Genomic DNA, 24,992 nt, shown 5'->3' on the forward strand with positions numbered 1-24,992 from the left:
TAAGCTAAAAAAATTGTTATCTTTTGAGATCTTAGAGATAAGAACCCATACTTTATAGGATTAGGGAAAGACTATCTCATTTTGGAGACAAGATGAAAAAACTCATCAAATTTATTGGTCTGATATTTAAAGGGATTTGGAAAACAATCACTTTTGTTAGGCTGGCATTGGCAAACCTGATCTTTTTGGTGCTTATCGCCGTTGTTTACCTAGCCTTTACCTACTCAGGTGACGGCCTACCTGTTGTCGAGAAAGAGTCCGCATTGGTCATGAACTTATCTGGCCCTATCGTGGAACAGCGCCGTTACGTGAACCCATTAGATTCAGTCGCAGGGTCCATGTTGGGTAATGAACTTCCGAAAGAGAACGTTCTTTTTGACGTCGTCGATACCATTCGCCACGCGAAAGATGACCCGAAAGTGTCCGGCCTTGTGCTTGCTCTTAGAGATTTACCAGAAACGAACCTAACTAAATTACGCTATATCGCCAAAGCATTAAATGAATTCAAGTCGTCAGGCAAACCTATTTATGCGGTCGGTGACATTTACAACCAAAGCCAGTATTACCTTGCCAGTTACGCAGACAAAGTATACCTAGCGCCTGATGGTGGTGTGTTGATTAAGGGCTACAGCTCTTACTCTATGTACTACAAAACGCTGCTAGAAAAGTTAGACGTTTCTACCCATGTTTTCCGCGTAGGTACTTACAAATCAGCGATTGAACCATTCATTCGTGACGATATGTCTGATGCCGCAAAAGAATCAGCAACGCGTTGGATCACTCAACTTTGGAGTGCATACGTTGATGACGTCGCAAATAACCGCAACATCAATGCTAAAGTACTGAATCCAACCATGGATGAGCTACTCGCAGAGATGAAATCTGTTGATGGCGACATCGCTCAGTTAGCGGTCAAGCTTGGTCTTGTCGATGAGTTAGCAACCCGTCAACAAATCCGCGGCTTGTTTGCGAAAGAGTTCGGCAGTGATGGTAAAGACAGCTATAACGCAATAGGTTACTACGATTACCTCGCCACCATTCGCCCAAATTTCAATGTTGCTAACGATGACATCGCGGTTGTGGTCGCAAGTGGCACCATCATGGATGGTCAACAACCTCGCGGCACGATCGGAGGTGATACGGTTGCAAGCCTGCTTCGTCAAGCTCGTAATGACGACAAAGTCAAAGCCGTCGTGTTACGTGTTGATAGCCCAGGGGGCAGCGCATTTGCCTCTGAAGTGATCCGAAATGAAGTTGAAGCGATTAAAGCCGCGGGTAAACCTGTTGTGGTTTCGATGTCGAGCTTAGCTGCCTCTGGTGGCTACTGGATCTCGATGAGTGCAGACAAAATTGTGGCACAACCTACCACGCTGACAGGTTCCATTGGTATTTTTAGTGTCATTACGACATTTGAAAAAGGCTTTAGTAAGCTAGGGATCAATACGGATGGTGTGGGCACTTCGCCTTTCTCTGGTGAGGGCATTACAACGGGTCTTTCTGAGGGCGCGTCACAAGCATTCCAACTTGGTATTGAGCACGGCTATAAGCGTTTTATCTCACTGGTTGGAGAAAACCGTGGAATGAAACTCGATCAAGTTGATGATATTGCACAGGGCCGCGTTTGGACCGGACAAGATGCGCAGTCGTTCGGACTGGTTGATCAAATGGGTGACTTTGATGATGCAGTGAAGTTAGCTGCTGAACTTGCAAACGTAACGGACTACAACATCTATTGGGTTGAAGAGCCACTTTCACCATCAGAGCAATTTATTCAAGAGCTCATGAATCAAGTTAAAGTCTCTCTTGGTATTGATGCGACAAGATTACTGCCAAAAAGTCTCCAACCTGTCGCGAAACAGTTGGAAGCCGATGCAAGTATGCTGCAAAGCTTCAATGATCCAAAAGGCTATTACGCTTTTTGTCTAAATTGCCAAATGCAATAGCATGACTTAACAGATGAAAAGGGGCGTCTCTGTGCGAGATGCCCCTTTTTATTAGGTGTCATTTCGCTATAATCCCCGCCACTGTTCCCCTACATGAAAATAAAGTAGAACGATGACTAGAAAACATATCTACATCGCTTACACCGGTGGCACCATCGGTATGCAGAAATCCGACCATGGCTACGTCCCTGTCGCTGGCTTTATGGAAAAACAATTAGCAAGCATGCCTGAGTTTCACCGTGCAGAAATGCCGGAATACACCATTCATGAGTACGAGCCACTTATCGACTCATCCGATATGACGCCAGCCGACTGGCAACAGATCGCAGATGATATTCGTGATAACTACGATAACTACGATGGGTTCGTGATCCTGCATGGCACAGATACTATGGCATACACAGCCTCTGCCTTGTCTTTCATGTTAGAGAATCTTGGCAAACCTGTTATCGTGACTGGCTCACAAATTCCTTTGGCGGAATTGCGCTCTGACGGCCAAGCAAACCTGCTCAATGCGCTGCACATTGCCGCAAATTATCCGATCAATGAAGTGACGCTGTTTTTCAACAATCAATTAATGCGCGGTAATCGCAGTACGAAATCTCATGCTGATGGTTTCAACGCCTTTACATCACCAAACCTACCTCCTCTTTTAGAAGCGGGCATCAACATCCAAATCAGCAATAATGTTGCGGTAGGAACAAAGCCAGATGGTGAATTCAAAGTACACAACATCACACCGCAACCTATCGGTGTCATTACTATGTACCCCGGCATCTCTCATGAGGTCATTCGCAACACACTTCGTCAACCTGTGAATGCGATGATCTTACTGACTTTTGGTGTGGGTAACGCTCCGCAAAATCCTGAATTGCTTGGTCATCTAAAAGAGGCCTCTGAGCGTGGGGTTATCGTGGTCAATCTAACGCAATGTTTAGCGGGAAAAGTGAACATGGGTGGCTATGCCACAGGTTGTGCGCTGGCAGACTCTGGCGTGATCAGCGGCTTTGACATGACACCAGAAGCTGCGCTAGCAAAACTGCATTATCTGCTTAGCCAAAACCTGTCCTACGAAGAAATCAAAGACAGAATGCAGCAAGTGTTGCGTGGCGAGATGAGCTTGTAACAGAAAGGCCCAATCCTCGTGATTGGGCCAACCTTTCCATAATGTCAGTGATGATCAGGTAAGGTTTGGGTTCACTCGAACGATGTCATGCTCTTCTTGGCTAAATTGCTTCTTCAATTCTTGCTTGGATTTGAAACTGATTTCACCACCGGCCGCCACTGTCATGTGTTGGGCTTCAGTATTGTGCTTTGATTGATACAACATCACAGCTTGCATACACGAATCTCGCTGCTCCTTAGAAAGTGTTGTACCCTCAGGCCATCTTCCTGTTTCCACGGCGTAAACTAATCGGTCATAGACTTCTGGCGTGATCGCTTTTAATAATTGTTCAGTGTCCATAATGTACCTTCTTATTACATTCTATTCACAGAACATAGCGACTTAGTAAACAGAGTCAAGAATACAGAAATGAATTGGTGTAACGGATCACAAGCGAAACCATGAAATATACATACTGGGTACTAGCAAGCCTCGCAGCATTGACGTTAACGGGCTGCTTAGAGGGAAACATCACAACAGAAGAGTTGTGCCAAAAACACCCGAAGCTAAAGTGCGAGCAATTGAACATGGATGACGGGCAATGCCGTATACCAAGAACGAATCTTGTTTGGCATCGGTTTGAATTACTTAAATCACCAACCGAGGCGAACAAAGTCACTGAGTATGGCCTCGTTGCCGAATATCGAAAGTGTTTAGAGCTCGCTTCACAGATATCACCCATCGATCAAAGCGAACTAAAAAGAAAACGTTTTGAGTCTTTAGTGAACAGTATTGACGAATTGGATCGCATCGTTGCCGAACTGCAAGGATCGGATGATCCCGCGACCTTATACTTTTTATGGACGCAAACTGGTGATGAACAGGCTCGTCGACAATTTCTGCAAAAAGAGGGCAAACCAGAACTCAATACGCCAGAAATGCAGTATGCCCTCGCGACTTTCTATACTGGTCGAGATCCACAAAAAACACTGGTTTTATTAAATAACGCATTGTCGATGTCAAATGAAACCAATGTGAATCCAGTGATACTTAAATCAATGGCGAGCATTAATCAGGGACTTGGCAATAAAGAACGCGCGTACATTTGGGCGATGGTGGCCAAACGCTTTGATGTTCCGCTTGCTGATGAGGCGGCGTTAAAACGAATGTATAACTTCGCCGAACCAGAAAAATACGATGAGTTAGATGATCTCGCTAAGTCGCTATCCAAATCGATAAAAGCAGGGACCTATTCGCCAAGCATGCTTCCGGAGCAACGATAAAATCGCGTCCAATAAAAAGCAGGCTGCAATACAAATTAAGAAACTCCCGCAAATGTCGGGAGTTTCTTGTCATTCAACCCTTTCATATTGATGATTAATGGAACACATCAGTTGAAAGGATGAAACATTCTTTGTCCAAATATCACGCTTATTGGTCAGATTTGTTGAAAATTAACGACACTGAATTCACACAGTAACGCTCACCTGTCGTTTGTGGGCCATCGTCAAAAACGTGACCTAAATGACTGTCACAAGCCGCACATCGAATCTCAGTTCTTACCATTCCGTGACTCAAATCCTTTATATAGTGAACAGCATTGTCATTAATAGGTGCATCGAAACTCGGCCAACCGCAGCCGGAGTCATACTTGTTCTCCGAGACAAATAGCGGCGAGCCGCAGCATGTACATGCATATACCCCTGTCTTTTTGTTATGCAGCAACTTGCCTGTAAATGGCGGCTCTGTACCTTGCTCTCTACAGACTCGAAACTCTTCATCTGATAACTGCTCACGCCACTGTTTATCAGACTTCGTCACTTTTATTCCGCGTTGTTTCATTAATGGGCATTCCTTCTTTGTTCTTTTTAGCTATGACTTTTTTGCAAAAACTTGCCTCTCGTAACATTTGTAGCACATACTTTCTCACCAGAACACCATGTGTAATTGATTTGCTACGAGTTCTTATCTCAAAAGTTATATTACGCCAACTGGAATGTAGAATAACCAGCAAAAAGTTTAAAAAACGAGCATTTGAGAAGAGTTGTTAAAAAAAGCGTCGCATTTTTTTGACTTTAGACAATTTAAGTCCGATTATCTCTTGCAGATGTTTACTGGATTCTGTAATTTTACTACCAGTTATCTTTAATCAGAAATTAAGTTGTGGAGCAACTATAATGACTATCAAAGTAGGTATTAACGGTTTTGGCCGTATCGGTCGTTTCGTATTCCGTGCAGCGCAAGAGCGCAACGACATCGAAGTTGTAGGTATTAACGACCTTATCGACGTAGATTACATGGCATACATGCTGAAGTACGACTCAACTCACGGCCGTTTCAACGGTACTGTTGAAGTTGAAGGCGGTAACCTAATCGTTAACGGCAAAACTGTACGTGTAACAGCTGAGCGTAACCCAGAAGACCTAAAATGGGATGCAATCGGTGTTGACGTAGTAGCTGAAGCAACTGGTCTATTCCTAGACGACGCTACAGCTCGTAAGCACATCACAGCTGGTGCTAAGAAAGTAGTTCTAACTGGTCCTTCAAAAGACGCTACTCCAATGTTCGTAATGGGCGTTAACCACGCTTCTTACGCTGGTCAAGACATCGTTTCTAACGCTTCTTGTACTACTAACTGTCTAGCGCCTATCGCTAAAGTTCTTAACGACAAGTTCGGTATCGAATCTGGTCTTATGACTACAGTTCACGCTACTACAGCTACTCAAAAAACTGTAGACGGTCCTTCTGCTAAAGACTGGCGCGGTGGTCGTGGTGCTTCTCAGAACATCATCCCATCTTCAACTGGTGCTGCTAAAGCTGTAGGCGTTGTTCTTCCAGAACTAAACGGCAAACTAACTGGTATGGCTTTCCGCGTACCAACAGCTAACGTTTCTGTAGTTGACCTAACAGTTAACCTTAAGAACGGCGCATCTTACGAAGCTATCTGTGCAGCAATGAAAGAAGCTTCTGAAGGCGAACTAAAAGGCGTTCTAGGTTACACTGAAGATGCAGTAGTTTCTCAAGACTTCATCGGTGAAGTTCAAACTTCTGTATTCGATGCTAAAGCTGGTATCGCTCTAACTGATAACTTCGTTAAAGTTGTGTCTTGGTACGACAACGAAATCGGTTACTCAAACAAAGTTCTAGACCTAATCGCACACGTTTCTAAGTAATTACTACTTAGCTAACTAGCGTTAGTCAAGCTTGTGTTTGATACATAAGATTTAGATAAAAGGCGGCTGAATAGTCGCCTTTTTTGTATCTGAAATTTGAGGGAGCTAACCTCCCCCAGCATAGGAAACGACTCATGGAATTAAAAACTCTCCCTACGTTAGCGGTTTTATCAGACAACGTGACGATCGTCGAAATCGATCAGGTAAAGGTCGTTCGTGTGATTCACGAAAAGGCAACCGCAGGCATTGCACTGCATGGGGGGCACGTTATTTCTTTTGCTCCAGAGGGACAAGAAGACCTGATCTGGATGAGCGAAAAAGCGATTTTCGATGGTAAAGCAGCCCTTCGTGGGGGCATTCCTGTTTGCTGGCCATGGTTCGGTCGTATTGCAGCTCCTGCTCACGGTTTTGCACGCAGTTCTGAGTGGGAGTTAGTCGAGCATCGCGAAAATGATAACGGTGTCATCGTTGAGCTTGCGCTACTTCCAACAAAAGAGACGCTCAGTATTTGGCCTCACCTGTTTGATGCTCGTCTAATCGTTGAAGTTAGTGACCAGCTGAAAGTGACACTGAAAGTCACTAACATCGACGAAAAGGCTTGGACATTCTCAGGCGCGCTGCATACGTACCTCAATGTAGGTGATATTCTGCAAGCTCAAACCACAGGGATGGGCCCAGAATATATCGATAGCCTAAAAGGCGGCGAAATCTGCCAAGGCGGTGAAGTATTGCAACTCACCGGCACCATTGATCGAGTTTACACTCAGCCAGAAGCGCAAATTTTGGTGAAAGACCCAGTATTGGCACGAACGCTCAGCGTAGAAAACCAAGGCCACAACTCAGCCGTTTTGTGGAACCCTTGGGCTGAGGGCGCACAAGGTATGGGTGACATGGCAGACCGTGGTTACGAAACCATGATGTGTGTTGAGTCCAGTGTTCATGCTCCAAGCATCGAACAAGGTAAAACCCTACAGCCTGGTGAAAGCCATGAGCTGATCACGACGATTTCAGCACAGTAATCGCAAACAATGGCCAGGTCGACTGGCCTTTTTTATTTCGCCTCTGCATCCCTTTTTGATAGAATCTGCCGCCTTACTGTCTGTCCAGAGATCGTCATGAACTATCAATGCCCCCTATGCCATCAGTCTTTAGCACTCACCGAGAAGACGTTTAAGTGTGAAAACAACCACCAATTTGATTTAGCAAAAGAAGGCTACGTCAATTTGATGCCTGCACACCATAAACGCTCAAAGGATCCAGGTGATAACAAAGAGATGATGCAAGCACGTCGTCGCTTTCTAGAGGGAAACCATTACGATCCAATGCGTCAAGAAGTCGCTCGTCTTTGCACGAAATATACAGAAGGGACTGAACACCAGCTATTAGACATCGGCTGTGGAGAGGGTTACTACACCAACCAAGTTCAACAATCTTTGCGAGCTCAAAGTGACGATGCATCTGTATACGGTTTGGATATTTCAAAGATTGCCATTCGTTACGCTTCTAAGCGTTATCCAAATTGTGATTTCAGCGTTGCTTCTAGCCATCGACTTCCATTTTCGGACAACTCGCTAGATGCCATTTTACGAATTTATGCACCATGTAAAGCCGAAGAGCTACAGCGCGTGATCAAAGACAATGGCGTGATCATTACCGTCACACCTGCTGCGCGTCACCTCTATCAATTACGTGAACGTATTTACCAAGATGTCCGAATGCACAATGAAGAGCCAGAGGCCATTGAGGGCTCGAGCTCGAGTATCAACAGCAGCTCAATTACGAAATGGCACTCAAAGATGCAACCGCTTTTGATTTACTACAAATGACGCCTTTAGCTTGGAAAGCGAGCGATGAACTCCGCGAAGAATTAAAGTCCACTACACTATTTAAGTGTGAGGCAGACTTTATGTTGCGTGTTTACCGTAAAAAATCCGTAAATGTGGTCAATGAAGATTAATTAAAACAGATAAGCATTCTCATTATCATTGATTCAATGCGTAGCCTCCATTAATATCAGTAGACATTTTTGGAGGCTTTTCAATGCGTTTTTCTACTCTAAGCTTAATCTTTGCCGGCTTGCTTACTGGTTGTACATCAACCACTTCTTCTCTTCCTAGCGCGACTTCTTCAGAAGTTGCCAGTTTTTATGATTATCAGCTATATACCCCCTCCGGCAAGCCACTCTCCCTTAACTCACTGACTGCCGACCTCAAACAAGCGGACGTTATTTTGATCGGTGAATGGCACACTCATGCCGGAATACATCGCTTCCAAACAGACATGCTAAAACAGTTAGCTTCTGACGCTCGCCCTGTCGCACTATCTATGGAGCAAATTACACGGAATAAACAATCGGTCGTCGATGCATACTTAAATAATAAGATTGGGGAGCAATATTTCATCAAACAAAGCAATGCCTGGCCGAACTACGAAAGCGATTACCGCCCTCTTGTTGAATTCGCTAAACAAGCAAATATCCCGGTCATTGCATCTAACGCACCTAAAGAGATTGTTCGTTGTATTGGTCGTCAGGGAACGGCTTATATAGAAAAACTTAATGCCGAAGAGCGTCGTTTTATTGCCGAAGACATTAATACGGGGGAGAGTCCTTATAAAGAGAAGTTCATGGCTTCCATGCATCATGGGAAACCAGAACAAACTGAGCGACAGTATGCCGCTCAAGTGACATGGGATGAGACCATGGCGGACTCTATCGTTACTTTCCTTTCTATGAACCCTGATACACAAGTGATTCATATCGCGGGTAAATTCCATACGGAAAATGGGTTGGGAACGGCTGCGTCTATCCTAAATCGAAATCCTAATTTAAAAGTCGTTGTCATCACGCCAACGCCAGACGTATCAACGTCAAGTTCAGATTACCAACTTAATGTGTTGGCCCCGCCAGTACGCTACGTACAAGACGCTCATCGCATGGCTGCTTTCAAAGATCTCGCAAAACGCAACCACGACCTCCAATGTAAATAACCAATAAGACTTCATCATTGCCCCTACCCTTGCTCAAGTTATCGGTACGATACAAGCGTCACTCCGTTTAGCTTCCAATAACTTGAGCTTTTCAGGCCTAATTTTTGCTTATATTCACTTTCGAAATAACATCGGCAATGTTTCACCATCGAATTAATTAAAGAGATTTCATAAACAGCCGATATAAAAACAACTGCTTTTTACCCACACTCAACAAGCCATTGAGTGCATTGTACAAATGAGGTGACAAATGACTCCTGTAGGAAGCAAACCGGTCCAAACTTATTCAAATCAATCTAACCAAGTGGATAAAACAAAAGCCGCTACTTCCAGTGAGCTAACATCCACCAATATAGAAGCGTCAGCGTTAAAAGCTGAGCAAAATAAAGTGACGCTTTCCGCTGAGGGAAAGGCGCTTCTAGCAGCCCTTGAGCAAATTGACCACGAAAGCAAAAAAGCAGAAGCCGAGAATAAAACGGTAAGCGAAAAAGTTGAATCGTTTGCCCACGGCGCGCTGGGAATGGATCATCCAGATACCATCGAAGAGGAAGAGGACAGCTCTTACTCTGCTGGCCAATACCTGTCCGCAGCTATGACCGTTGGCGGTATTCTACTGGCACTTGTTTGAGTCATGGTGCTACACCGGTTTAAACAAGACTTTCTTTCGTTACGACAATCATATTCATTTGAACCATTTTTTCATCTAAGTCCATAATGATTAACTATTCATTAACGGACGATGAACTGTGAAAAATGCATTTTCTCTGATAGATAAACCCACTTTTTTTGGCGCTATTGCGCTTCTCCTTTCTATTGTTTTTCCTCTAATTTTGTTTCCTGTCGAAGGCGCTGAATGGATTGCGGTAGCAAAAACATTCATGACCGATAAGCTGGGTTTCCTCTACTTAGCTCTTGGCCTTGCAGCATTCGTCTTTATGATTTATGTCGTATTCAGTGACATGGGCCAAATCAAACTTGGCGATCCTGATGAAAAGCCTGAGTTTGCAACCTCATCTTGGGCTGCCATGTTGTTCTGTGGCGGCATCGGTGCAAGTATTCTTTATTGGGGTTGTATTGAATGGGCTTACTACTATCAATCTCCTCCTTTCCAGCTTGAGCCAGGAAGTGAAGAAGCCGTACGTTGGGCGGCCACTTACGGCTTATTCCACTGGGGGCCAATCGCATGGTCAATCTACTTAATTCCTGCTCTGCCGATCGCTTACTTCTTCTATGTTCGTAAGCAGCCAGTTCTTAAAGTATCAAGCGCATTGATGCCTGTACTTGGCGAATCTCGCAGCAAAGGCGCGGCCGGTAAAGTTGTTGACGTATTGTTTATTTTTGGTCTGCTTGGCGGTGCGGCAACCAGTTTGGGCTTGGCTGCGCCACTGATTGGAGAGGGCCTGCACCACTTATTTGGACTGCCTAAAAACACATTCAGCCAAGTATTGGTTCTGCTGATTTGTACCGCTATCTTTGCTTACTCTTCTTACGCAGGTATGGAAAAAGGCATCAAGGTACTGAGTAATATCAACTTCTGGGGTGCAATGGGACTGCTAGCGTTTGTATTAGTTGCAGGCCCGACCATCTTCATGTTGGAAACAGGTTTAGACTCTATTGGTCGTATGCTTTCTAACTTCTTTGTGATGGCGACATGGGCGGAACCATTTGGCGGCTATGGCAGCTTTGACGACACGCACTTCCCTCAAGATTGGACTATTTTCTACTGGGCATGGTGGCTGGTATTTGCTCCAAGTATGGGGTTATTTGTGGCTCGTATTTCCCGTGGCCGTACAATCAAGCAAATGGTTGCGGGTTCAATCTTTTTTGGTTCACTCGGCTGTTTCCTATTCTTCATGATTTTGGGTAACTACGGTCTATCACTTCAGCTTTCCGGAGAACTCGACGTTGTAGGTATCCTGAATGCAGAGGGCGCAACAACCGCTATCTTCGCCATGTTAGATGCTCTACCAATGAGCACACTTGTGATCGCCGTATTTACTGTGCTTTGTATCATTTTTACAGCAACGACGTTTGACTCAATTTCATACATCCTCGCTTCTGTGGTGCAAAACAATGTGACGGAAGAACCAATGCGTTGGAACCGCATGTTCTGGGCATTTACCCTGTCATTCTTACCAACGGTGTTGTTGTTCATGGGTGGGTTAAGCACACTACAAACGGCGGCAATCGTAGGCGGGTTACCACTGTTGGGTATTTCTGTGATGCTGATGATTTCAGCAGTACGTGCGACTTCACTAGACATCAAACATCAAGAAGACTACGTAGAGCCAACCATTAATATCGAAGAACTACCGGATATTGACCCGTGGTCAAGCGAGGGTATGGCAATGGCTAAGTTCGAACGTGCTCGTGATGCAGCACAAGAAGCCGCGGAAGACGAACGTCTCGCGCTTTCTGAATTACTGAAAATGCGTAAAAAAATCCGCGCGTTCGCTCTTGAACATAGTGACGACAACGATTTTGCTGATCACCATTTGCCACAAGAAATGCAAGATGAATTGCAACGCCTTGTTGATAATGTGGTGAAAGCGAAAGAGAGAAAACTCGAACTGTCCGATACTGCCCAACAGTCTCGTATCGAGTTTAATCAACTCGTGGCCCAAAGTGCTGCTCTTGCAGTTTAACTTTAGCTCATGAACTTCCACTCCTAAATCTAATCAAAGCCCACTTCGGTGGGCTTTCTTATTGCTAGCCAATCAGTCTTTTCGATCCGGCCAAGCACCACTCTGCCCTGTTCGTGTTCCAAAACGAGCTTAGTCAAACCTTATTAATCATCAAGGTCCTTTCTTCTCTTAGGCATATTAAGGGGAATGCGTTCTATCCAGTTTGGAAAACTCACTTAAGATTATTAGGGCCTGTTTATATCCCCATATATGAGAAACAACAAAAAAAAGCACCGAGCCACTTACGTGGTCGGTGCTTAGGTTTCGCTATTGAGGTTTAGTCGATTGACATTTTACGGGTGAGCAATTCGCCCTTTAGTGTCATGACTTAACGCTTTATTCAGTTCCGCTTCTACATGACCAGGAGCGCGAGTATTCGCCGAGATCAAACGATACATAGCCGGAATAACGAACAACGTAACCAAGGTGGCAAAGCCCATTCCAAAGAAGATAACCGTACCCACTGCAACACGGCTTTCATATCCCGCACCAGTGGAGACAATCAAAGGAATCGCGCCTGCCAGAGTAGTAAATGCCGTCATCATGATTGGTCTTAAACGACGCGCCGCCGCATCAATGATTGCTTTTTCAAACTCAATACCACGATCACGCAATTGGTTCGCGAATTCAACAATCAATATCCCGTTTTTCGTTACCATACCGATCAACATTATCATGCCGATTTGGCTGTAAATGTTCATCCCTTGGCTCATGACAACAAGCCCTAAGAAGCCACCAAACACGCCCATCGGCACGGTAAACATCACAACAAGTGGGTTCACAAAACTTTCAAACTGAGCCGCCAGTACAAGGTATGCAACAAGCAACGCTAGAGCAAACACAACAGCAACACTCGCTTGGTTCTCTTTAAAGTCTTTAGACTCGCCCGAGTAACTCACCGAAATATCACCCGGTAGATTGTCTATCGCTTGTTGATCTAAGAAATCCAAGGCTTCACCTAATGTGTAACCGTCTGACAGATTCGCTTTGATCGTAATGGACTTCTGCTTGTTGTAATGCGATAGGCGAATGGATGCCGCGACTTCCTCGATATGAGTTACCGAATCCAACGTCACTAATTCACCGCTATTGGTGCGCAGATAGATTTGGCTTAAATCTTCCGCATTGCTAAAACTGTGCTCATCACCACGCAAGTAAACATCGTACTCTTCACCACGTTCGACGTAGGTTGTTTCACTTTTACCACCCAGCATGATTTCTAAGGTATCAGAGATCTCTTGAACACTCACACCAAGCTCAGCAGCACGTCGCTTATCTACCGTAACCAATAACTCTGGTGTTTTTTCGGAATAATCAATTTCCGCACCTTCCATCATTGGGGACTCTTCCGCTTTGTTCTTCAACAATTCAGCCCACGTTAGCAACTCTTCATAATCAGACCCACCCAAAACAAATTGAACTGGTTCACTTGAGCCGCCTCGGAAACCCGGCATAAACGGGAATACACGTACATCTGGAATACCGGCCAGTGATTTACGCACTTGATTCAACGCATCTTGAGCGGTCACATTACGTTCGTTCCAGTCATCCAGAATCATAATAACGAAACCAGTTTGGTCGCCTGCTTGACCACCAAACGCTGGCGTTTGAATACTGAATGATTTCAAGAACCCTTGACCAAGCAAAGGCATCAAGCGGTCTTCGACAATATCCATGTTCGCCGACATGCGATTATATGAGGTTGCATCAGCACCACGAACAAACGCAAAGATAACGCCACGGTCTTCTTGTGGCGTCAACTGAGCTGGCACTTGGTTCATTAACACATAGCTACCGCCCATACACGCCAAAATAACCAGCGGTGCCCCCCAACGTAACTTAAGTGCGCCTTTCAGGGCTTTTCGATAACCAGTTTCTAAATGTGAAAACAGCTTATCAACGGCCTGATTAAAGCGATTTGGCTTCACATTCGCTTTAAGGATCTTACTGCCAAGTACTGGCGTTAACGTCAATGCGATCAAAGAAGAAAAGATCACTGACATCGCCAACAATACTGAGAACTCGGTAAATAACAGTCCAACCATACCATCCATAAAGGAGATTGGCAGGAACACCATCACAAGCACCAACGTCGTTGCGATAACCGCAAACCCTACTTCTCTGGTCCCTTTATAGGCAGCAAGCAGTGGGGACTCACCTCGTTCGATATGATGGAATATGTTTTCTACAACAACAATCGCATCATCAACCACCAAGCCGATAGAAAGAATCAGTGCCATTAGCGTGATCAAGTTGATTGAAAAGCCAAAGTAATACGCCGCAATAAATGACGAAATCAGCGAGACTGGCACCGTAACAGCGGGGATTAAGGTCGCGCGCGCTTGACCAATAAAGATATACAGAACGAGAATAACCAAGCCACCCGTAACAAATAGGGTGCTATATACTTCTTCTATCGAGCGTTCGATAAACACCGTCGCATCGTAATCAATCGCGAGGCGTGTACCCTCTGGTAAAAATTGTTGGATTTTATCCACTTCGCTGCGCACAGACTTAGCGACTTGCAGCGGGTTAGCATCCGATTGAGGAACCACCCCCAAACTGATATTAACGATGCCATCACTCTTAAAGGTAGAGTTTTCGTTCTCCGCGCCAATAAACACATCCGCGACATCTTTTAAATAGATAGGGGTGTTATCACTCGCGCGCTTCACAACCAAATATTGAAAATCTTCCGGTGTATTATATGTACGAGCAGTACGCACAGACATCACGGTTGAGTCATTACGCACCTCACCACCAGGACTTTCTAGATTCTCTTTGCGTAGTGAAGAGGTAATGTCCGACGCGGTCACTGAACGGCCCGCCATCAGGTCTGGCTTGAGCTTCACGTACATAACTTTGTACAAACCACCAGACAGATCAATAGAGCTCACCCCAGAAATCAAGCTAAAGCGGTCCATCAGCACTCGCTCGGCATAATCAGTCAACTGTGTACGGTCCATTTCCGACGAGCTCAAGTTTATATATAGCGAGGCTTCGCCCGAGCCGTTGTTTTTAAACACCACAGGATCGTCAGCTTCATCAGGCAAGGATCGCTGAGCACGAGCCACTGCATCACGAACATCACTCACACCCGTGTTTAGGTCATACCCCAATTCAAAGGTGATGGTAATACGCGACATGCTGTTACGTGTGGTTGAGCTGATTTCATCAATCCCACTGATACCAGAAAGCTGATCTTCCAGCACGGAGGTAATTTGGCTTTCAATAATGGTCGCCGATGCCCCTTCGTAGCGCGTGCTGATCGAAACAACTGGACTTTCGATGTCGGGCATTTCACGTACGGCAAGTTTAGTAAATGAAACAAAACCAAACACACAGAGCAGCAAACTCAATACTAACGCCGCAACAGGACGTTTTACTGAAACATCAGAGAGCAACATTAGTTCACGTCCTTAGCTGCTTGATTTTTCGAGCTCTTTTCCTCAGCTTTTACGGGCGCCGTGATTTCTTTAACTTGAACGCCATCACGCATGTTCACGATGCCTTGAACCACAATTTTGTTACCAATCTCAACACCAGATTCAATCACGACCTCATTGCCCACTCGCGCACCTAGGCGAACTTCTTGACGCGTTGCCTTGTTGTTTTCATCAACCACATAAACAAAACGTTTGGTGCCTGAATACTCCAAGGCTTGCACTGGAATAATTGGCGCTTCAATAGCAGGGAATGCCAGAGACGCATTCATCAACATGCCTGGTTTTAGGTGATTTTCAGGATTATCGAATTGAATACGAACACGCAAGTTCAATGTTTCTGCATTAATACGAGTATCGATGCCTTTCACTTTGCCGGTAAAAACTTGCTGATTCCAAGCACTAGTCGTAGCGTGCACTTCCATGCCAACAGAAAGCATCGAAAGGTAGCGTTCAGGTACTTGCAGATCCAACTCCATGACAGACAAGTCGTCCAGAGTCAGCAGTTCTGAGCCTGCGCTCACCATCTTGCCTCGACTAAAGTCAATGAAACCAACGGTACCAGCAAAAGGGGCGCTAATATGAAGATCCGATAGGTTGGCTTTTGCTGCATCAAGACGGGCTTCACCGATCTCAACTCGGGCTTTTTGCGCATCAATTTCAGTCTGTGTAATCGCATTACGCTTTACCAAACGCTGAAACTCTTTCAATTTACGCAACTCGTCTTTTAAATAAGCGTTGGCTTCTACTAATGCAGCTTGCGCTTTTTCGTCATTCAGTTGAATCAATAACTGCCCTTGTAAGACGTTCTGGTTAGCACTCACCGAGATTTGCTTCACCTTACCAGACACTTCAGAAGCGACTATCACGGATTCTGCCGCTTCTAACTTGCCAATAAGAGATAAAGATTGGTTGATTTCGTGTACTTCTACTTGCTCTGTCACAACCGTAACAGCAGATGGACCTCGCTGTGCCGCAACTGCCATTGGTGATGACATTAAAATAGAAAGCGTTAAAACAGATAAAGTGGCTCTCATGCTCATAATTTGAAGTCAATTAGGTCTATGTCATTAAATTGATGCCAGTTTATCAGTTCATATCGTCAGTAACGTCAAGGAGTGTAAATTCGAACAAATAGTTATAGACGAGAAACTTGGTGACAAATTGCTCGCTGCCAAGACAAAATGGTGAGTTTCTATCATCTTTGCCCAAAAAGGCAGCATTCGGCGTAAAAACACAAGAAAAACGCTTTACAGCTTGGTCGAGTTTGCTATGATTCGCTCCGCACTTGAGAGTTGTGTTGGGAAAACAGCTTTTAAGCATGCTCTAGAAGCATGAAAACACCCTGGAGGGGTTCCCGAGTGGCCAAAGGGAGCAGACTGTAAATCTGCCGGCTCCGCCTTCGATGGTTCGAATCCGTCCCCCTCCACCATATTTCTTCTTGTGACTTTGTCGTGAGAAATTGCTTGAAAAGCGCGTTGGGAAAACACTTTTTAAGTTTGCTCTGTGAAGCATAAAAAATACCCTGGAGGGGTTCCCGAGTGGCCAAAGGGAGCAGACTGTAAATCTGCCGGCTCCGCCTTCGATGGTTCGAATCCGTCCCCCTCCACCATATTAAGAAGCCAGCTCATCGAGCTGGCTTTTTCCGCTCTGTGCACCTAACTTTTCAAACCACGCTTGTGGATCTTTCCCCAGATTTTTGTCATTTGCCACAGACATAATCCTTTCCTTTCTTGTTCACTTAATATTCCCCGCATACCATTAATACCCACGTACCTTTCATATAAAGAGATTTCTCTCAGTAAGACAGTGAGAATCAAGCAAAGCAATACTCGATTCAAACACGCCAAAGTGATCAAGGTAATACCAAATAAATTAAGTACTCTGAATTAACGTAGGGAAAATGCTTCAAAACAAGGTGAGAATTATCGATAAGTCGTTATTTACTATCATTGTTCCTAATCCTAGTATTGATACCAATTCGAATACAGGATGCTATGAAGGTTGTGATAAATGACTTGAACAAGCCATTGAGCAAAAGAGTGTTCAAAGGTTGTTTAGATTAGTACAGATACAAAAAATCCCGCTAGCAAGCGGGATTTTATTAAGACTAAATTGAACGCTGTCGGTGATTAACCTTGAATACCAACAATCAACCATGGCGCATTTGGCACGGTTAGATCTCGTTCTAGGTGCCAGATATCTTCGATTTCTTCTTCGATACCTTCCTGTGCATCACGGTAACGACCACTGAACTGTAGGCTTAATTGTGCTTTGCTCGCATCGTAGTCTGCACGCACGATCTCTGCATCAACATACATCACATCAGTGTGCTGTTCACCATCTAGCTTCGCACGTTCTGCTTTCAAGTCTTCAAACAGGCTTGGAGATACGTATTCTTCGATAGTGTGCAGCTGGTTATGGTTCCATGCACCTTGCAAGATTCGGTAGTGCTCACGAGAGCCATTGATGAATGCTGCTTGGTCAAAACCTGGTGGGTAATTATGTGGGATATCAGTTTGTGAACCGAAACCACCAAAACCACCCGCATTTGTGTTTGGTTGCTGCTCAAAGTTTTGCATGTTTGGTTGCTCAAACTTAGATGCATTGCCGCCAAATGCAGGTTGCTGACGATGCTGATTCATACTGCCTTGCTTGGCGCCAAGCATACCGCGCATCAGTTTGAAGATAACGAAAGCAATCAAACCGATGATAAGAATATCCATAAACTGGATACCTTCGAACGCACCACCAAAGAATGCGGCCAATAGACCACCAGCAAGAAGACCACCAAGTAAACCACCCATCAAGCCCTTTTTACTTGATGATTTAGCACCTTGTTCTTTACCAATGGTATTTGTGTTTTGTTGCTGCTGTTTAGGAGCAGGCGCAGTTTTGTAACTCTTACCAAACGATTTACCACCACCGAATTTCTTCGCTTCCGCGATCGGCGTAACGGCGACAGTAAACATCAGTAAAGCAACAATCGAAAATAAACGTTTCATCGTTATCCTTAGTGTTGACGATAAGTGTCTCAGCATTCAGCTCACTCATAAAGAATAGATGAACTCATGCTAAAGATGAACATGTTGGCATCATACCCCCGATGGCGGAACAATGAAACAATCCAAATAAGAAGACATGTATCAGAATATTGCCAAAGCCTTACACATCTCACTACCCTATCTTATTGACGCATATTCCGTAGCTGTCTATCATATTGAACGATGTTCAATAAGTTGTTTTAGATTATGGCGCGCAGAAACGATCACACCAGAGAAGAGCTAGTCAATTTGACCTTAACCACGGTCAAACAGTTTTTAGATGAGCATTCTTACCACGAACTCAGCCTTCGCAAGATAGCCAATTTGATTGGTTATGTACCAAGCACATTAGTCAATATTTTTGGTAACTACAATTTATTGCTTCTGCACGCGGTTGCGCAAACTTTAGATGAGTTACAGCAAGAAGCCGTAAAGGCAACCAAGAATAGTAAAGATGCTCAGCAGGCACTCTTCGAGCTTGCCTACTGTTACCATGATTTTGCACAGCAACACCCCCATCGTTGGCAACTTGTATTCGAACACAATATGAACGGTGCACAACTTCCCGAGTGGCATGCTAAGCGCATTGATGGCATGACAGGTATGCTCGAATCACTGCTTACACAAATTGCGCCTCACCGTTCGGGATCCGAGGTACTGCAGGCAAGTCGTGTATTGTGGTCCGGCGTTCATGGAATAACGTTACTCAGTGTTGATGACAAGTTCTTCTCTAGTGAACCAATAGATGGAAAAGAGCTCATCAACAACCTCCTTTCCAATTACCTGACTAACTGGTAATCGAGGAGCATTCATGTCATCAGACAGCCAGTCATCCTTATTGCGTCAACGAAAGTTTTTGCCTTACTTCATCACTCAGTTTTTTGGCGCTTTCAATGACAATATCTTCAAGAATGTACTGTTGCTGTTTGTTGCTTTTGCTGGTTCAAGCGCCCTTCCGATCTCGAGCAATTTATTTATAAATTTAGCGGCCGGACTTTTCATCCTGCCCTTTTTTCTTTTCTCTGCTTCCGCCGGTGTTCTGGCCGACAAATACGAAAAATCATGGTTTATTCGTAAGGTAAAGCTATTTGAAATCGCCATTATGGCCGTCGGGGCGATTGGTTTTATTACTGAAAGCTACAGCGTGTTATTGCTTCTACTCTTCCTTATGGGAACACAATCCGCTTTTTTTGGTCCTGTAAAATACGCATTATTACCGCAACAACTCTCAGACAAAGAATTGGTTCCTGGTAACGCTCTCGTTGAAGCAGGTACATTCATTGCGATTCTCATTGGTACGATTGGTGCGGGTTTCATCGCCTCAGCTGACAATGCTAAGTATATTGCTGCTTTTAGCGTGGTCATTTTTGCATTACTTGGTTATTTAGCCAGTCGGCATATCCCTTTCGCACCATCCTGTGCGCCAGATATTCAATTTAAATGGCAACCGTATAAACAAACGAAACATACCCTTTCTATTGCGAAATCTGATCGTATCGTTTTCCAGTGCATTATGGCCATTAGCTGGTTTTGGCTTTTGGGGGCGGCTTACTTAACTCAGTTTCCAAACTTCACCAAAGTGTATTTAAACGGTACAGAGACGGCCGTATCTTTCCTGCTCGCTCTGTTTTCAGTCGGTATTGCTCTAGGCTCATTAGCCTGCAACTGGTTTTCAAACCACCGCATTGAAATTGGCATTGTTCCGATTGGGGCGCTAGGCATCACGATTTTCGGCTATTTGATGGCGACATCCATCCCGGATGAATTACCAAGATTCCACACGTTATTGACGTTCATTCGCTACGCTGATCTGTGGCCGCTGTTCTTTTATTTACTGATGATAGGTATATCGGGTGGTTTATTCATTGTTCCTCTCTATGCCCTTATGCAGCATCGAGCCAAAGAAACCGAGCGTGCCCAAGTTATTGCCGGACTGAACATCTTTAATTCTTTGTTCATGGTAGGCAGCGCCATACTGGGAATTATTTGCTTGAGCGTGCTTGAAATGAGCATTCCTCAGCTGTTTGCGCTCTTAGCCATACTGAACTTCTTGGTGGCCACCTATATTTTTCTGCAGATCCCGATCTTCGTTGTACGCTTTGTTGTATGGATGCTGACTCACACCATTTACCGCGTAAAACATAAAAATCTCCATCACTTGCCTGAACATGGCGGTGCGTTATTGGTGTGTAATCACGTCAGTTATATGGATGCGCTATTAATAAGCGCCGTTTGCCCACGCTTGATTCGCTTTGTCATGGAGGAAGATTATGCCAATTTACCTCCGCTACGACGTTTCCTCCGCCGAGCCGGGGTTATCCCTATTTCTGCAAATAATCGCACCTCCATTCGTCGCGCCTTTAGCGATGTAGAAACAGCACTCAATGAGGGACATATCGTCTGTATTTTCCCTGAGGGCAAACTCACCTCAGATGGTGAAATGAACGAGTTTATGCGAGGCATCGACATTATTCTTCGTCGCAGCTCAGTGCCTGTTATCCCAATGGCATTAAAAGGCTTATGGGGCAGTTATTTCAGTCGTGCAAAAGGCCGCGCTTGTTCAGGGTTGCCGACACGCTTCTGGTCTAAGTTAGAAATTGAAGCAGGTTCTCCTGTCGCACCAAAAGATGCCACAGCTCAAGCGATGTTTGATAAAGTGAAAGCTCTAAGGGGCGATTGGCGGTAATCATGAAAGACAGATTCAATGGTATTGAACTTTCGTTTAGTTTTTCTGAACGGGTGTTCAGATCATTAAAACTTTCTGATCATTCGCGTTGCGATATACTTAAAACTTTCTTTTACTCACTCGAACTGCCCCTTTGAATATTAAAAATGTCCCTTTTGGATTGGCACTGCTATTTTGCTTCACCCCTTTTGTGTCTTCTCCTATTGCGCTTGTCATTGGTTTCCTTTTAGCCAGCTTTAGCCTTGTGCCTACAGAGCTTCCTATCGCTTCATTCACGAAGAAGCTGCTGTCTTATTCCATTATTGGCCTAGGTTTCGGTATTCATTTTAAAGAAGCGCTCGCTGTCACTTCTGATGGTATTGGCCTAATCATTGCCACCATTGTTGGCACGCTCGTCATTGGTATGTTGATCGCCAAAACCATCAAGCTTGAGCGAACCACCGCTTACTTAATTGCATCGGGTACTGCCATTTGTGGTGGCAGTGCGATTGCAGCTGTAGCGCCAGCGATCAAAGCAAAAGATGAACAAATCGGGCTAGCCCTCGCTACCGTATTTGTTCTCAACTCTTTAGCCCTATTTATCTTCCCTGTCATTGGTCATGCACTTGGTCTTGATCAACACACGTTCGGCACTTGGGCGGCAATTGCTATTCATGATACTTCATCAGTGGTGGGGGCGGCCTCAGCCTACGGAGAGGAAGCGCTAACCACAGCGACAACACTAAAATTGGCGCGCGCATTATGGATCATTCCAGTGGCTCTGATCAGCGCAGTCATTTTTTCTCGTGGAAACAAGGATGAGAGTAAAAGTAAGTTAGTTATACCTTACTTCATTTTCTGGTACTGCGCTGCGATTGCGTTCAGCGATTTCTTCCCTCAGTTTGAAGCGATTTATCAAGGTATCTTCGCTATCGCAAAACAAGCGCTTGTGGTGTGTTTATTCTTAATTGGTTGCAGTATTTCAGTATCAAAATTGAAATCTGCCGGGGCGAAACCCCTGATGTTTGGTGTCACCCTGTGGGTACTGATCTCAACGACATCATTAGGATGGTTACTGATTAGCTGATTTGTCTGTCGCTAATTACGGGCCGTTTTTTGAGGCTGAGTTTGATCGTCCTTTCGCACACGTTGGCTTTTATGAACTAACACTAAAGCAATCGCAACGAGAAAGGCGGTCAACTCAGCGAGCGAACGCGTTAATCCCTCACTGCTAACTGCAATACCTATTTGCAAAAACACCGATGCAGCTAACACGAATTTGATCATCCTGAACCTTATGCTTAATTTCCTAATCTTTGAGCATGATTATGATTCAGAGTTATAAAGATAAGAAATTCCGTTTCCGACTAACACATAGCAAAATTGACTATGTTGTTACCATTTCCTTTTAGACCATTGCGCCTATATCGACTGTTTTAGCTCGCTTTGCAGCCATTCTTTCACCGCTTTACGCGATACTTTAATTCCACTTTCCAATAAGGCTTGGGGCATTACGTAGTAGGCTATCGGCCATTTGAACTTTTCAAGATGCGCTCGTAAATGCATCTCGTATTCGTCCTTAGTTGCCATCGTGTCGGTTTGCAGCACTGCTATCGGGCGATGACCAAACTCAGCATCTTCCATCGGCACCACAATACTTTGAGTAACACCATCAATCTTATTCAATACCGCTTCAATCTCTTCACAATGAACGTTCTCACCTCCAGAGATAAACTGGTTATCTGCACGACCAATGATCTTGAGTTCATTGCCTTGCCACTCACCAAGATCTTTACTGTCAAACCAACCATGATCATCCACTAGCGATGTAAGATCTCCTTGATAAAAGTATCCTTTTGCAATCGTCTGACCGCCAATATAAATCCTTTCATTGACTATCTTAATGTCACGATTTTTCAAAAGATGCCCCGCATTACTCACACGGTCAATTTGTTTGGCCGTTACGGTAGATGCCGCTTCCGTCATGCCATAACCTAGCCAAGTTTCTATACCCTGCTTAGTCGCGCTTAATGCCAATTCATGGGCAACATGACTGCCTCCTAGCAGAACGTGCGTAAGAGACAGCTCAACTTTCCCATCCAATAAGCGCTTGAGCTGTGTCGCGACTAAAGATGCATGAGATGCACCAATGATGTCTTCAGTAAGACTGCCACTTCCAACCTTAAGTGTTGCACCAGCAAACAACCAACGATAGACAATCGCAAGTCCAGAAACATGGTACAGCGGCAAGGAGAGCAACCACGTGTTCTGCTGATTGAATCTAAACTCACTCAATAAACCTTGAGCGGAAGCAAGATGCTGCCTGTGCGTATGAGCAACAGCTTTGGGTGTCCCTGTCGAACCAGAAGTGAATACAATTGAGGCGAGTGTATCGTGTTGATAATCTTCTGCTGAGAAAGTGAGCTCGGTGCTTTCAATCACAGGATAGGAGAGCAAAGTAACATCAAGTTGTGATAGTTGCGTCTCTGAATATGCCGTCGCCGCATTATCAGCAAACCAAACAAAGCGTTGCTGATTCGATTTATACAGAGTGGTTAGCTTACCTTGTAGTGCCTCTATAGGCTGTGGCATGGTCAACGCAGCAATCGCGCCGAGTTGCTGACTCGCCAGGTAAAACCAAAGTGTTTCTACTTGGTTTTTGCCCACTAACGTCACCACATCCCCAGCCGTCACGCCTTGCAGTTGAAGATAGCGAGTATATCGGTCGACACGAGCTGCCAGTTGCTGCCAACTCAATGACTCTGTGGTGGTTTCAAGTGCAATAGAAAAAGGGCTCACTTGAGCCCAATACTTCCATGGTGCAATCGCAATAGTGTCTATGCTGAATGCCACACTAACTCCTGCTCTGATAGAGGAACAATTGGAAGTTCACACTTCGGCCAACCTTGCTCGAGCTGCGCTTTGAATAAGCTTATTGTATCTAATCCTGGGATCTCATCAGGCAACTGCCATTGCGCAAAACGGGCAAGTTGAGTGAGGCCTAGGCTGGATTCAATACTTGAGCTTAAAACGGCTTTCATCCCTAGCGATTTGGCTTTTTCAATGAGCTTAATACAAAAATCAACGGAACCAATTAATGTCGGCTTAATGATGATGGTTTTTACACCTGTCAGATCTTCTAAACTAAAATCTTCACGACGCACAGCATCTTGTAATGTTTCATCCCACGCGATCGCAATACCAGTATTTATCGCAAACGACAAACTGTCACCCGGGGAACGACACGGCTCTTCCAAGAAAGTAATGCGTTGGCGCAGAGACGGGGCAACATATTTGGCAAATTGTTGTGCTTTCTCTGGTGTCCATGCACGATTTGCATCAAGACGTAACGTTAACTGTGGAATAGACTCAAGAAACAGATTCACGAGCATGCCGTCACGAATAGGCTCATAAAGCCCAACTTTTACTTTCGCGACTTTCTCGCCTTCCATTTCATTCAGCTTTGGGATCAACTCATCTGGATCGCCATTACATAATGGCGCCACTTGATACTGACCTTGCTCAGGTAAACCACCAGTTAGCTCTAACTGGGCCATCGATAAACCGAATGCAACCGACGGAAACATATGTTTGTAGTCGATCGGTAAATGAGCAACCCAACGTTCTGCTTGCTCTTGAAGTTGAACGCCCGCTTCTTGTGTGCTTTCAAGACTGAAACCAATCAAAGGCGCCACTTCACCTCGGCCCAGCTTTTCACCCTCAACCAACTCAATGATATAACCGACACGCTCAGTTAACTTGTTATCACGCAGTATTACGCCACTGTCCATCGGCAAGCAGTAACGATAAATCTTCGCTTTACGCATAATTCGAATCCTATGTAATGCTACATAACCTGAGCACCGCAATGAGAAAAGCCATTAGCTTCCCAGAAAAGCGAGGCGCTCAGGACGAATAACGAAACAGAGGAGCTCTTGGCTCCTCTC

19 protein-coding genes, 2 tRNA genes and 1 pseudogene are annotated in these 24,992 nt (G+C 44.8%); 14 read left to right on the forward strand and 8 right to left on the reverse strand.

What is annotated here, in order from left to right; genetic code table 11:
- Nucleotides 1-92 precede the first annotated feature (92 nt).
- Both sppA and ansA read left to right on the forward strand, forming a co-directional pair.
- Nucleotides 93-1,943: a signal peptide peptidase SppA gene (gene sppA / locus KHN78_RS02825; protein ID WP_211919747.1), complete on the forward strand. Its 1,851-nt coding sequence runs from the start codon at nucleotides 93-95 to the stop codon at nucleotides 1,941-1,943.
- A gap of 112 nt (nucleotides 1,944-2,055) precedes the next feature.
- Nucleotides 2,056-3,069, forward strand: a complete 1,014-nt coding sequence (gene ansA, locus KHN78_RS02830) for an asparaginase (protein ID WP_128811283.1) — start codon at nucleotides 2,056-2,058, stop codon at nucleotides 3,067-3,069.
- Nucleotides 3,070-3,123: 54 nt separating this feature from the next.
- Here ansA and KHN78_RS02835 read toward each other — a convergent pair whose 3' ends face one another.
- Nucleotides 3,124-3,408: a YeaC family protein gene (locus KHN78_RS02835; RefSeq protein ID WP_128811284.1), complete on the reverse strand. Its 285-nt coding sequence runs from the start codon at nucleotides 3,406-3,408 to the stop codon at nucleotides 3,124-3,126.
- 101 nt (nucleotides 3,409-3,509) lie between these two features.
- Between KHN78_RS02835 and KHN78_RS02840 the strand changes: the two genes are divergently transcribed.
- Entirely contained in the window at nucleotides 3,510-4,331 is an 822-nt protein-coding gene (locus KHN78_RS02840) for a DUF2989 domain-containing protein (RefSeq protein ID WP_211919748.1), read from the forward strand.
- A gap of 148 nt (nucleotides 4,332-4,479) precedes the next feature.
- On the opposite strand, the gene msrB is transcribed toward KHN78_RS02840, so the two are convergent.
- Nucleotides 4,480-4,890, reverse strand: coding sequence for a peptide-methionine (R)-S-oxide reductase MsrB (gene msrB, locus KHN78_RS02845; RefSeq protein WP_211919749.1), 411 nt, complete (start codon nucleotides 4,888-4,890; stop codon nucleotides 4,480-4,482).
- A gap of 335 nt (nucleotides 4,891-5,225) precedes the next feature.
- Between msrB and gap the strand changes: the two genes are divergently transcribed.
- From gap to KHN78_RS02875, 6 genes and pseudogenes are all read left to right on the forward strand, one after another.
- A complete protein-coding gene (gene gap / locus KHN78_RS02850; protein WP_128811287.1) occupies nucleotides 5,226-6,221 on the forward strand; it encodes a type I glyceraldehyde-3-phosphate dehydrogenase in 996 nt (331 codons plus the stop codon).
- Between the two features lie 134 nt (nucleotides 6,222-6,355).
- Nucleotides 6,356-7,240 (forward strand): D-hexose-6-phosphate mutarotase, encoded by an 885-nt coding sequence (locus tag KHN78_RS02855; protein WP_211919750.1) that lies wholly within the window; start codon nucleotides 6,356-6,358, stop codon nucleotides 7,238-7,240.
- Nucleotides 7,241-7,336: 96 nt separating this feature from the next.
- Nucleotides 7,337-8,178: pseudogene (gene rlmA / locus KHN78_RS02860) on the forward strand (23S rRNA (guanine(745)-N(1))-methyltransferase).
- Nucleotides 8,179-8,261: 83 nt separating this feature from the next.
- Nucleotides 8,262-9,209 carry a ChaN family lipoprotein gene (locus KHN78_RS02865; protein WP_211919751.1) on the forward strand — a complete coding sequence of 316 codons (948 nt, stop codon included), beginning with the start codon at nucleotides 8,262-8,264 and terminating at the stop codon, nucleotides 9,207-9,209.
- Nucleotides 9,210-9,459: 250 nt separating this feature from the next.
- Nucleotides 9,460-9,837, forward strand: a complete 378-nt coding sequence (locus tag KHN78_RS02870) for a hypothetical protein (RefSeq protein WP_211919752.1) — start codon at nucleotides 9,460-9,462, stop codon at nucleotides 9,835-9,837.
- 118 nt (nucleotides 9,838-9,955) lie between these two features.
- On the forward strand, nucleotides 9,956-11,854 hold the full coding sequence (locus tag KHN78_RS02875; RefSeq protein WP_211919753.1) for a BCCT family transporter: 1,899 nt from the start codon (nucleotides 9,956-9,958) through the stop codon (nucleotides 11,852-11,854).
- A gap of 332 nt (nucleotides 11,855-12,186) precedes the next feature.
- Here the strand turns inward: KHN78_RS02875 and vmeF are convergent, their stop codons facing one another.
- Entirely contained in the window at nucleotides 12,187-15,300 is a 3,114-nt protein-coding gene (gene vmeF, locus KHN78_RS02880; protein ID WP_128811293.1) for a multidrug efflux RND transporter permease subunit VmeF, read from the reverse strand.
- Entirely contained in the window at nucleotides 15,300-16,379 is a 1,080-nt protein-coding gene (locus tag KHN78_RS02885; protein ID WP_211919754.1) for an efflux RND transporter periplasmic adaptor subunit, read from the reverse strand. The genes vmeF and KHN78_RS02885 overlap by 1 nt, the downstream gene beginning before the upstream one ends.
- A gap of 304 nt (nucleotides 16,380-16,683) precedes the next feature.
- Between KHN78_RS02885 and KHN78_RS02890 the strand changes: the two genes are divergently transcribed.
- Both KHN78_RS02890 and KHN78_RS02895 read left to right on the forward strand, forming a co-directional pair.
- Nucleotides 16,684-16,768 (forward strand) — tRNA-Tyr (locus tag KHN78_RS02890).
- 95 nt (nucleotides 16,769-16,863) lie between these two features.
- A tRNA-Tyr gene (locus tag KHN78_RS02895) sits at nucleotides 16,864-16,948 on the forward strand.
- A gap of 520 nt (nucleotides 16,949-17,468) precedes the next feature.
- On the opposite strand, the gene KHN78_RS02900 is transcribed toward KHN78_RS02895, so the two are convergent.
- On the reverse strand, nucleotides 17,469-18,341 hold the full coding sequence (locus KHN78_RS02900; protein WP_211919755.1) for a Tim44 domain-containing protein: 873 nt from the start codon (nucleotides 18,339-18,341) through the stop codon (nucleotides 17,469-17,471).
- Nucleotides 18,342-18,587: 246 nt separating this feature from the next.
- Here KHN78_RS02900 and KHN78_RS02905 point away from each other — a divergent pair, with 246 nt between their 5' ends.
- The 3 genes from KHN78_RS02905 (at nucleotide 18,588) to KHN78_RS02915 (ending at nucleotide 22,132) form a co-directional block, all read left to right on the forward strand.
- Nucleotides 18,588-19,178 carry a TetR/AcrR family transcriptional regulator gene (locus KHN78_RS02905; protein ID WP_211919756.1) on the forward strand — a complete coding sequence of 197 codons (591 nt, stop codon included), beginning with the start codon at nucleotides 18,588-18,590 and terminating at the stop codon, nucleotides 19,176-19,178.
- Nucleotides 19,179-19,191: 13 nt separating this feature from the next.
- Complete coding sequence (locus tag KHN78_RS02910) at nucleotides 19,192-21,066, forward strand: MFS transporter (protein ID WP_211919757.1); 1,875 nt, start codon at nucleotides 19,192-19,194, stop codon at nucleotides 21,064-21,066.
- Nucleotides 21,067-21,226: 160 nt separating this feature from the next.
- On the forward strand, nucleotides 21,227-22,132 hold the full coding sequence (locus KHN78_RS02915) for a YeiH family protein (RefSeq protein ID WP_211919972.1): 906 nt from the start codon (nucleotides 21,227-21,229) through the stop codon (nucleotides 22,130-22,132).
- Between the two features lie 11 nt (nucleotides 22,133-22,143).
- On the opposite strand, the gene KHN78_RS02920 is transcribed toward KHN78_RS02915, so the two are convergent.
- From KHN78_RS02920 to menC, 3 genes are all read right to left on the reverse strand, one after another.
- A complete protein-coding gene (locus KHN78_RS02920; protein ID WP_128811299.1) occupies nucleotides 22,144-22,332 on the reverse strand; it encodes a hypothetical protein in 189 nt (62 codons plus the stop codon).
- A 135-nt stretch (nucleotides 22,333-22,467) separates the two neighbouring features.
- Nucleotides 22,468-23,898, reverse strand: a complete 1,431-nt coding sequence (gene menE / locus KHN78_RS02925) for an o-succinylbenzoate--CoA ligase (protein WP_211919758.1) — start codon at nucleotides 23,896-23,898, stop codon at nucleotides 22,468-22,470.
- Nucleotides 23,883-24,872, reverse strand: coding sequence for an o-succinylbenzoate synthase (menC, locus tag KHN78_RS02930; protein WP_211919759.1), 990 nt, complete (start codon nucleotides 24,870-24,872; stop codon nucleotides 23,883-23,885). Before menC ends, menE begins: the two co-directional genes overlap by 16 nt.
- Nucleotides 24,873-24,992: the final 120 nt, after the last annotated feature.

Origin of the sequence: Vibrio sp. B1REV9 (assembly GCF_905175395.2) — a bacterium.
Classification (GTDB): Bacteria; Pseudomonadota; Gammaproteobacteria; order Enterobacterales; family Vibrionaceae; genus Vibrio; species Vibrio alfacsensis.

Excerpts from the sequence above, each read along its gene's own strand:
- KHN78_RS02920 (WP_128811299.1), bottom strand. The coding sequence starts at position 22,332 with ATGATCAAATTCGTGTTAGCTGCATCGGTGTTTTTGCAAATAGGTATT.
- KHN78_RS02885 (WP_211919754.1), bottom strand. The coding sequence starts at position 16,379 with ATGAGCATGAGAGCCACTTTATCTGTTTTAACGCTTTCTATTTTAATG.
- ansA (WP_128811283.1), top strand. The coding sequence starts at position 2,056 with ATGACTAGAAAACATATCTACATCGCTTACACCGGTGGCACCATCGGT.
- vmeF (WP_128811293.1), bottom strand. The coding sequence starts at position 15,300 with ATGTTGCTCTCTGATGTTTCAGTAAAACGTCCTGTTGCGGCGTTAGTA.
- KHN78_RS02865 (WP_211919751.1), top strand. The coding sequence starts at position 8,262 with ATGCGTTTTTCTACTCTAAGCTTAATCTTTGCCGGCTTGCTTACTGGT.
- KHN78_RS02910 (WP_211919757.1), top strand. The coding sequence starts at position 19,192 with ATGTCATCAGACAGCCAGTCATCCTTATTGCGTCAACGAAAGTTTTTG.
- KHN78_RS02900 (WP_211919755.1), bottom strand. The coding sequence starts at position 18,341 with ATGAAACGTTTATTTTCGATTGTTGCTTTACTGATGTTTACTGTCGCC.
- KHN78_RS02905 (WP_211919756.1), top strand. The coding sequence starts at position 18,588 with ATGGCGCGCAGAAACGATCACACCAGAGAAGAGCTAGTCAATTTGACC.
- KHN78_RS02835 (WP_128811284.1), bottom strand. The coding sequence starts at position 3,408 with ATGGACACTGAACAATTATTAAAAGCGATCACGCCAGAAGTCTATGAC.
- sppA (WP_211919747.1), top strand. The coding sequence starts at position 93 with ATGAAAAAACTCATCAAATTTATTGGTCTGATATTTAAAGGGATTTGG.
- msrB (WP_211919749.1), bottom strand. The coding sequence starts at position 4,890 with ATGAAACAACGCGGAATAAAAGTGACGAAGTCTGATAAACAGTGGCGT.
- KHN78_RS02840 (WP_211919748.1), top strand. The coding sequence starts at position 3,510 with ATGAAATATACATACTGGGTACTAGCAAGCCTCGCAGCATTGACGTTA.
- KHN78_RS02870 (WP_211919752.1), top strand. The coding sequence starts at position 9,460 with ATGACTCCTGTAGGAAGCAAACCGGTCCAAACTTATTCAAATCAATCT.
- gap (WP_128811287.1), top strand. The coding sequence starts at position 5,226 with ATGACTATCAAAGTAGGTATTAACGGTTTTGGCCGTATCGGTCGTTTC.
- menC (WP_211919759.1), bottom strand. The coding sequence starts at position 24,872 with ATGCGTAAAGCGAAGATTTATCGTTACTGCTTGCCGATGGACAGTGGC.
- KHN78_RS02855 (WP_211919750.1), top strand. The coding sequence starts at position 6,356 with ATGGAATTAAAAACTCTCCCTACGTTAGCGGTTTTATCAGACAACGTG.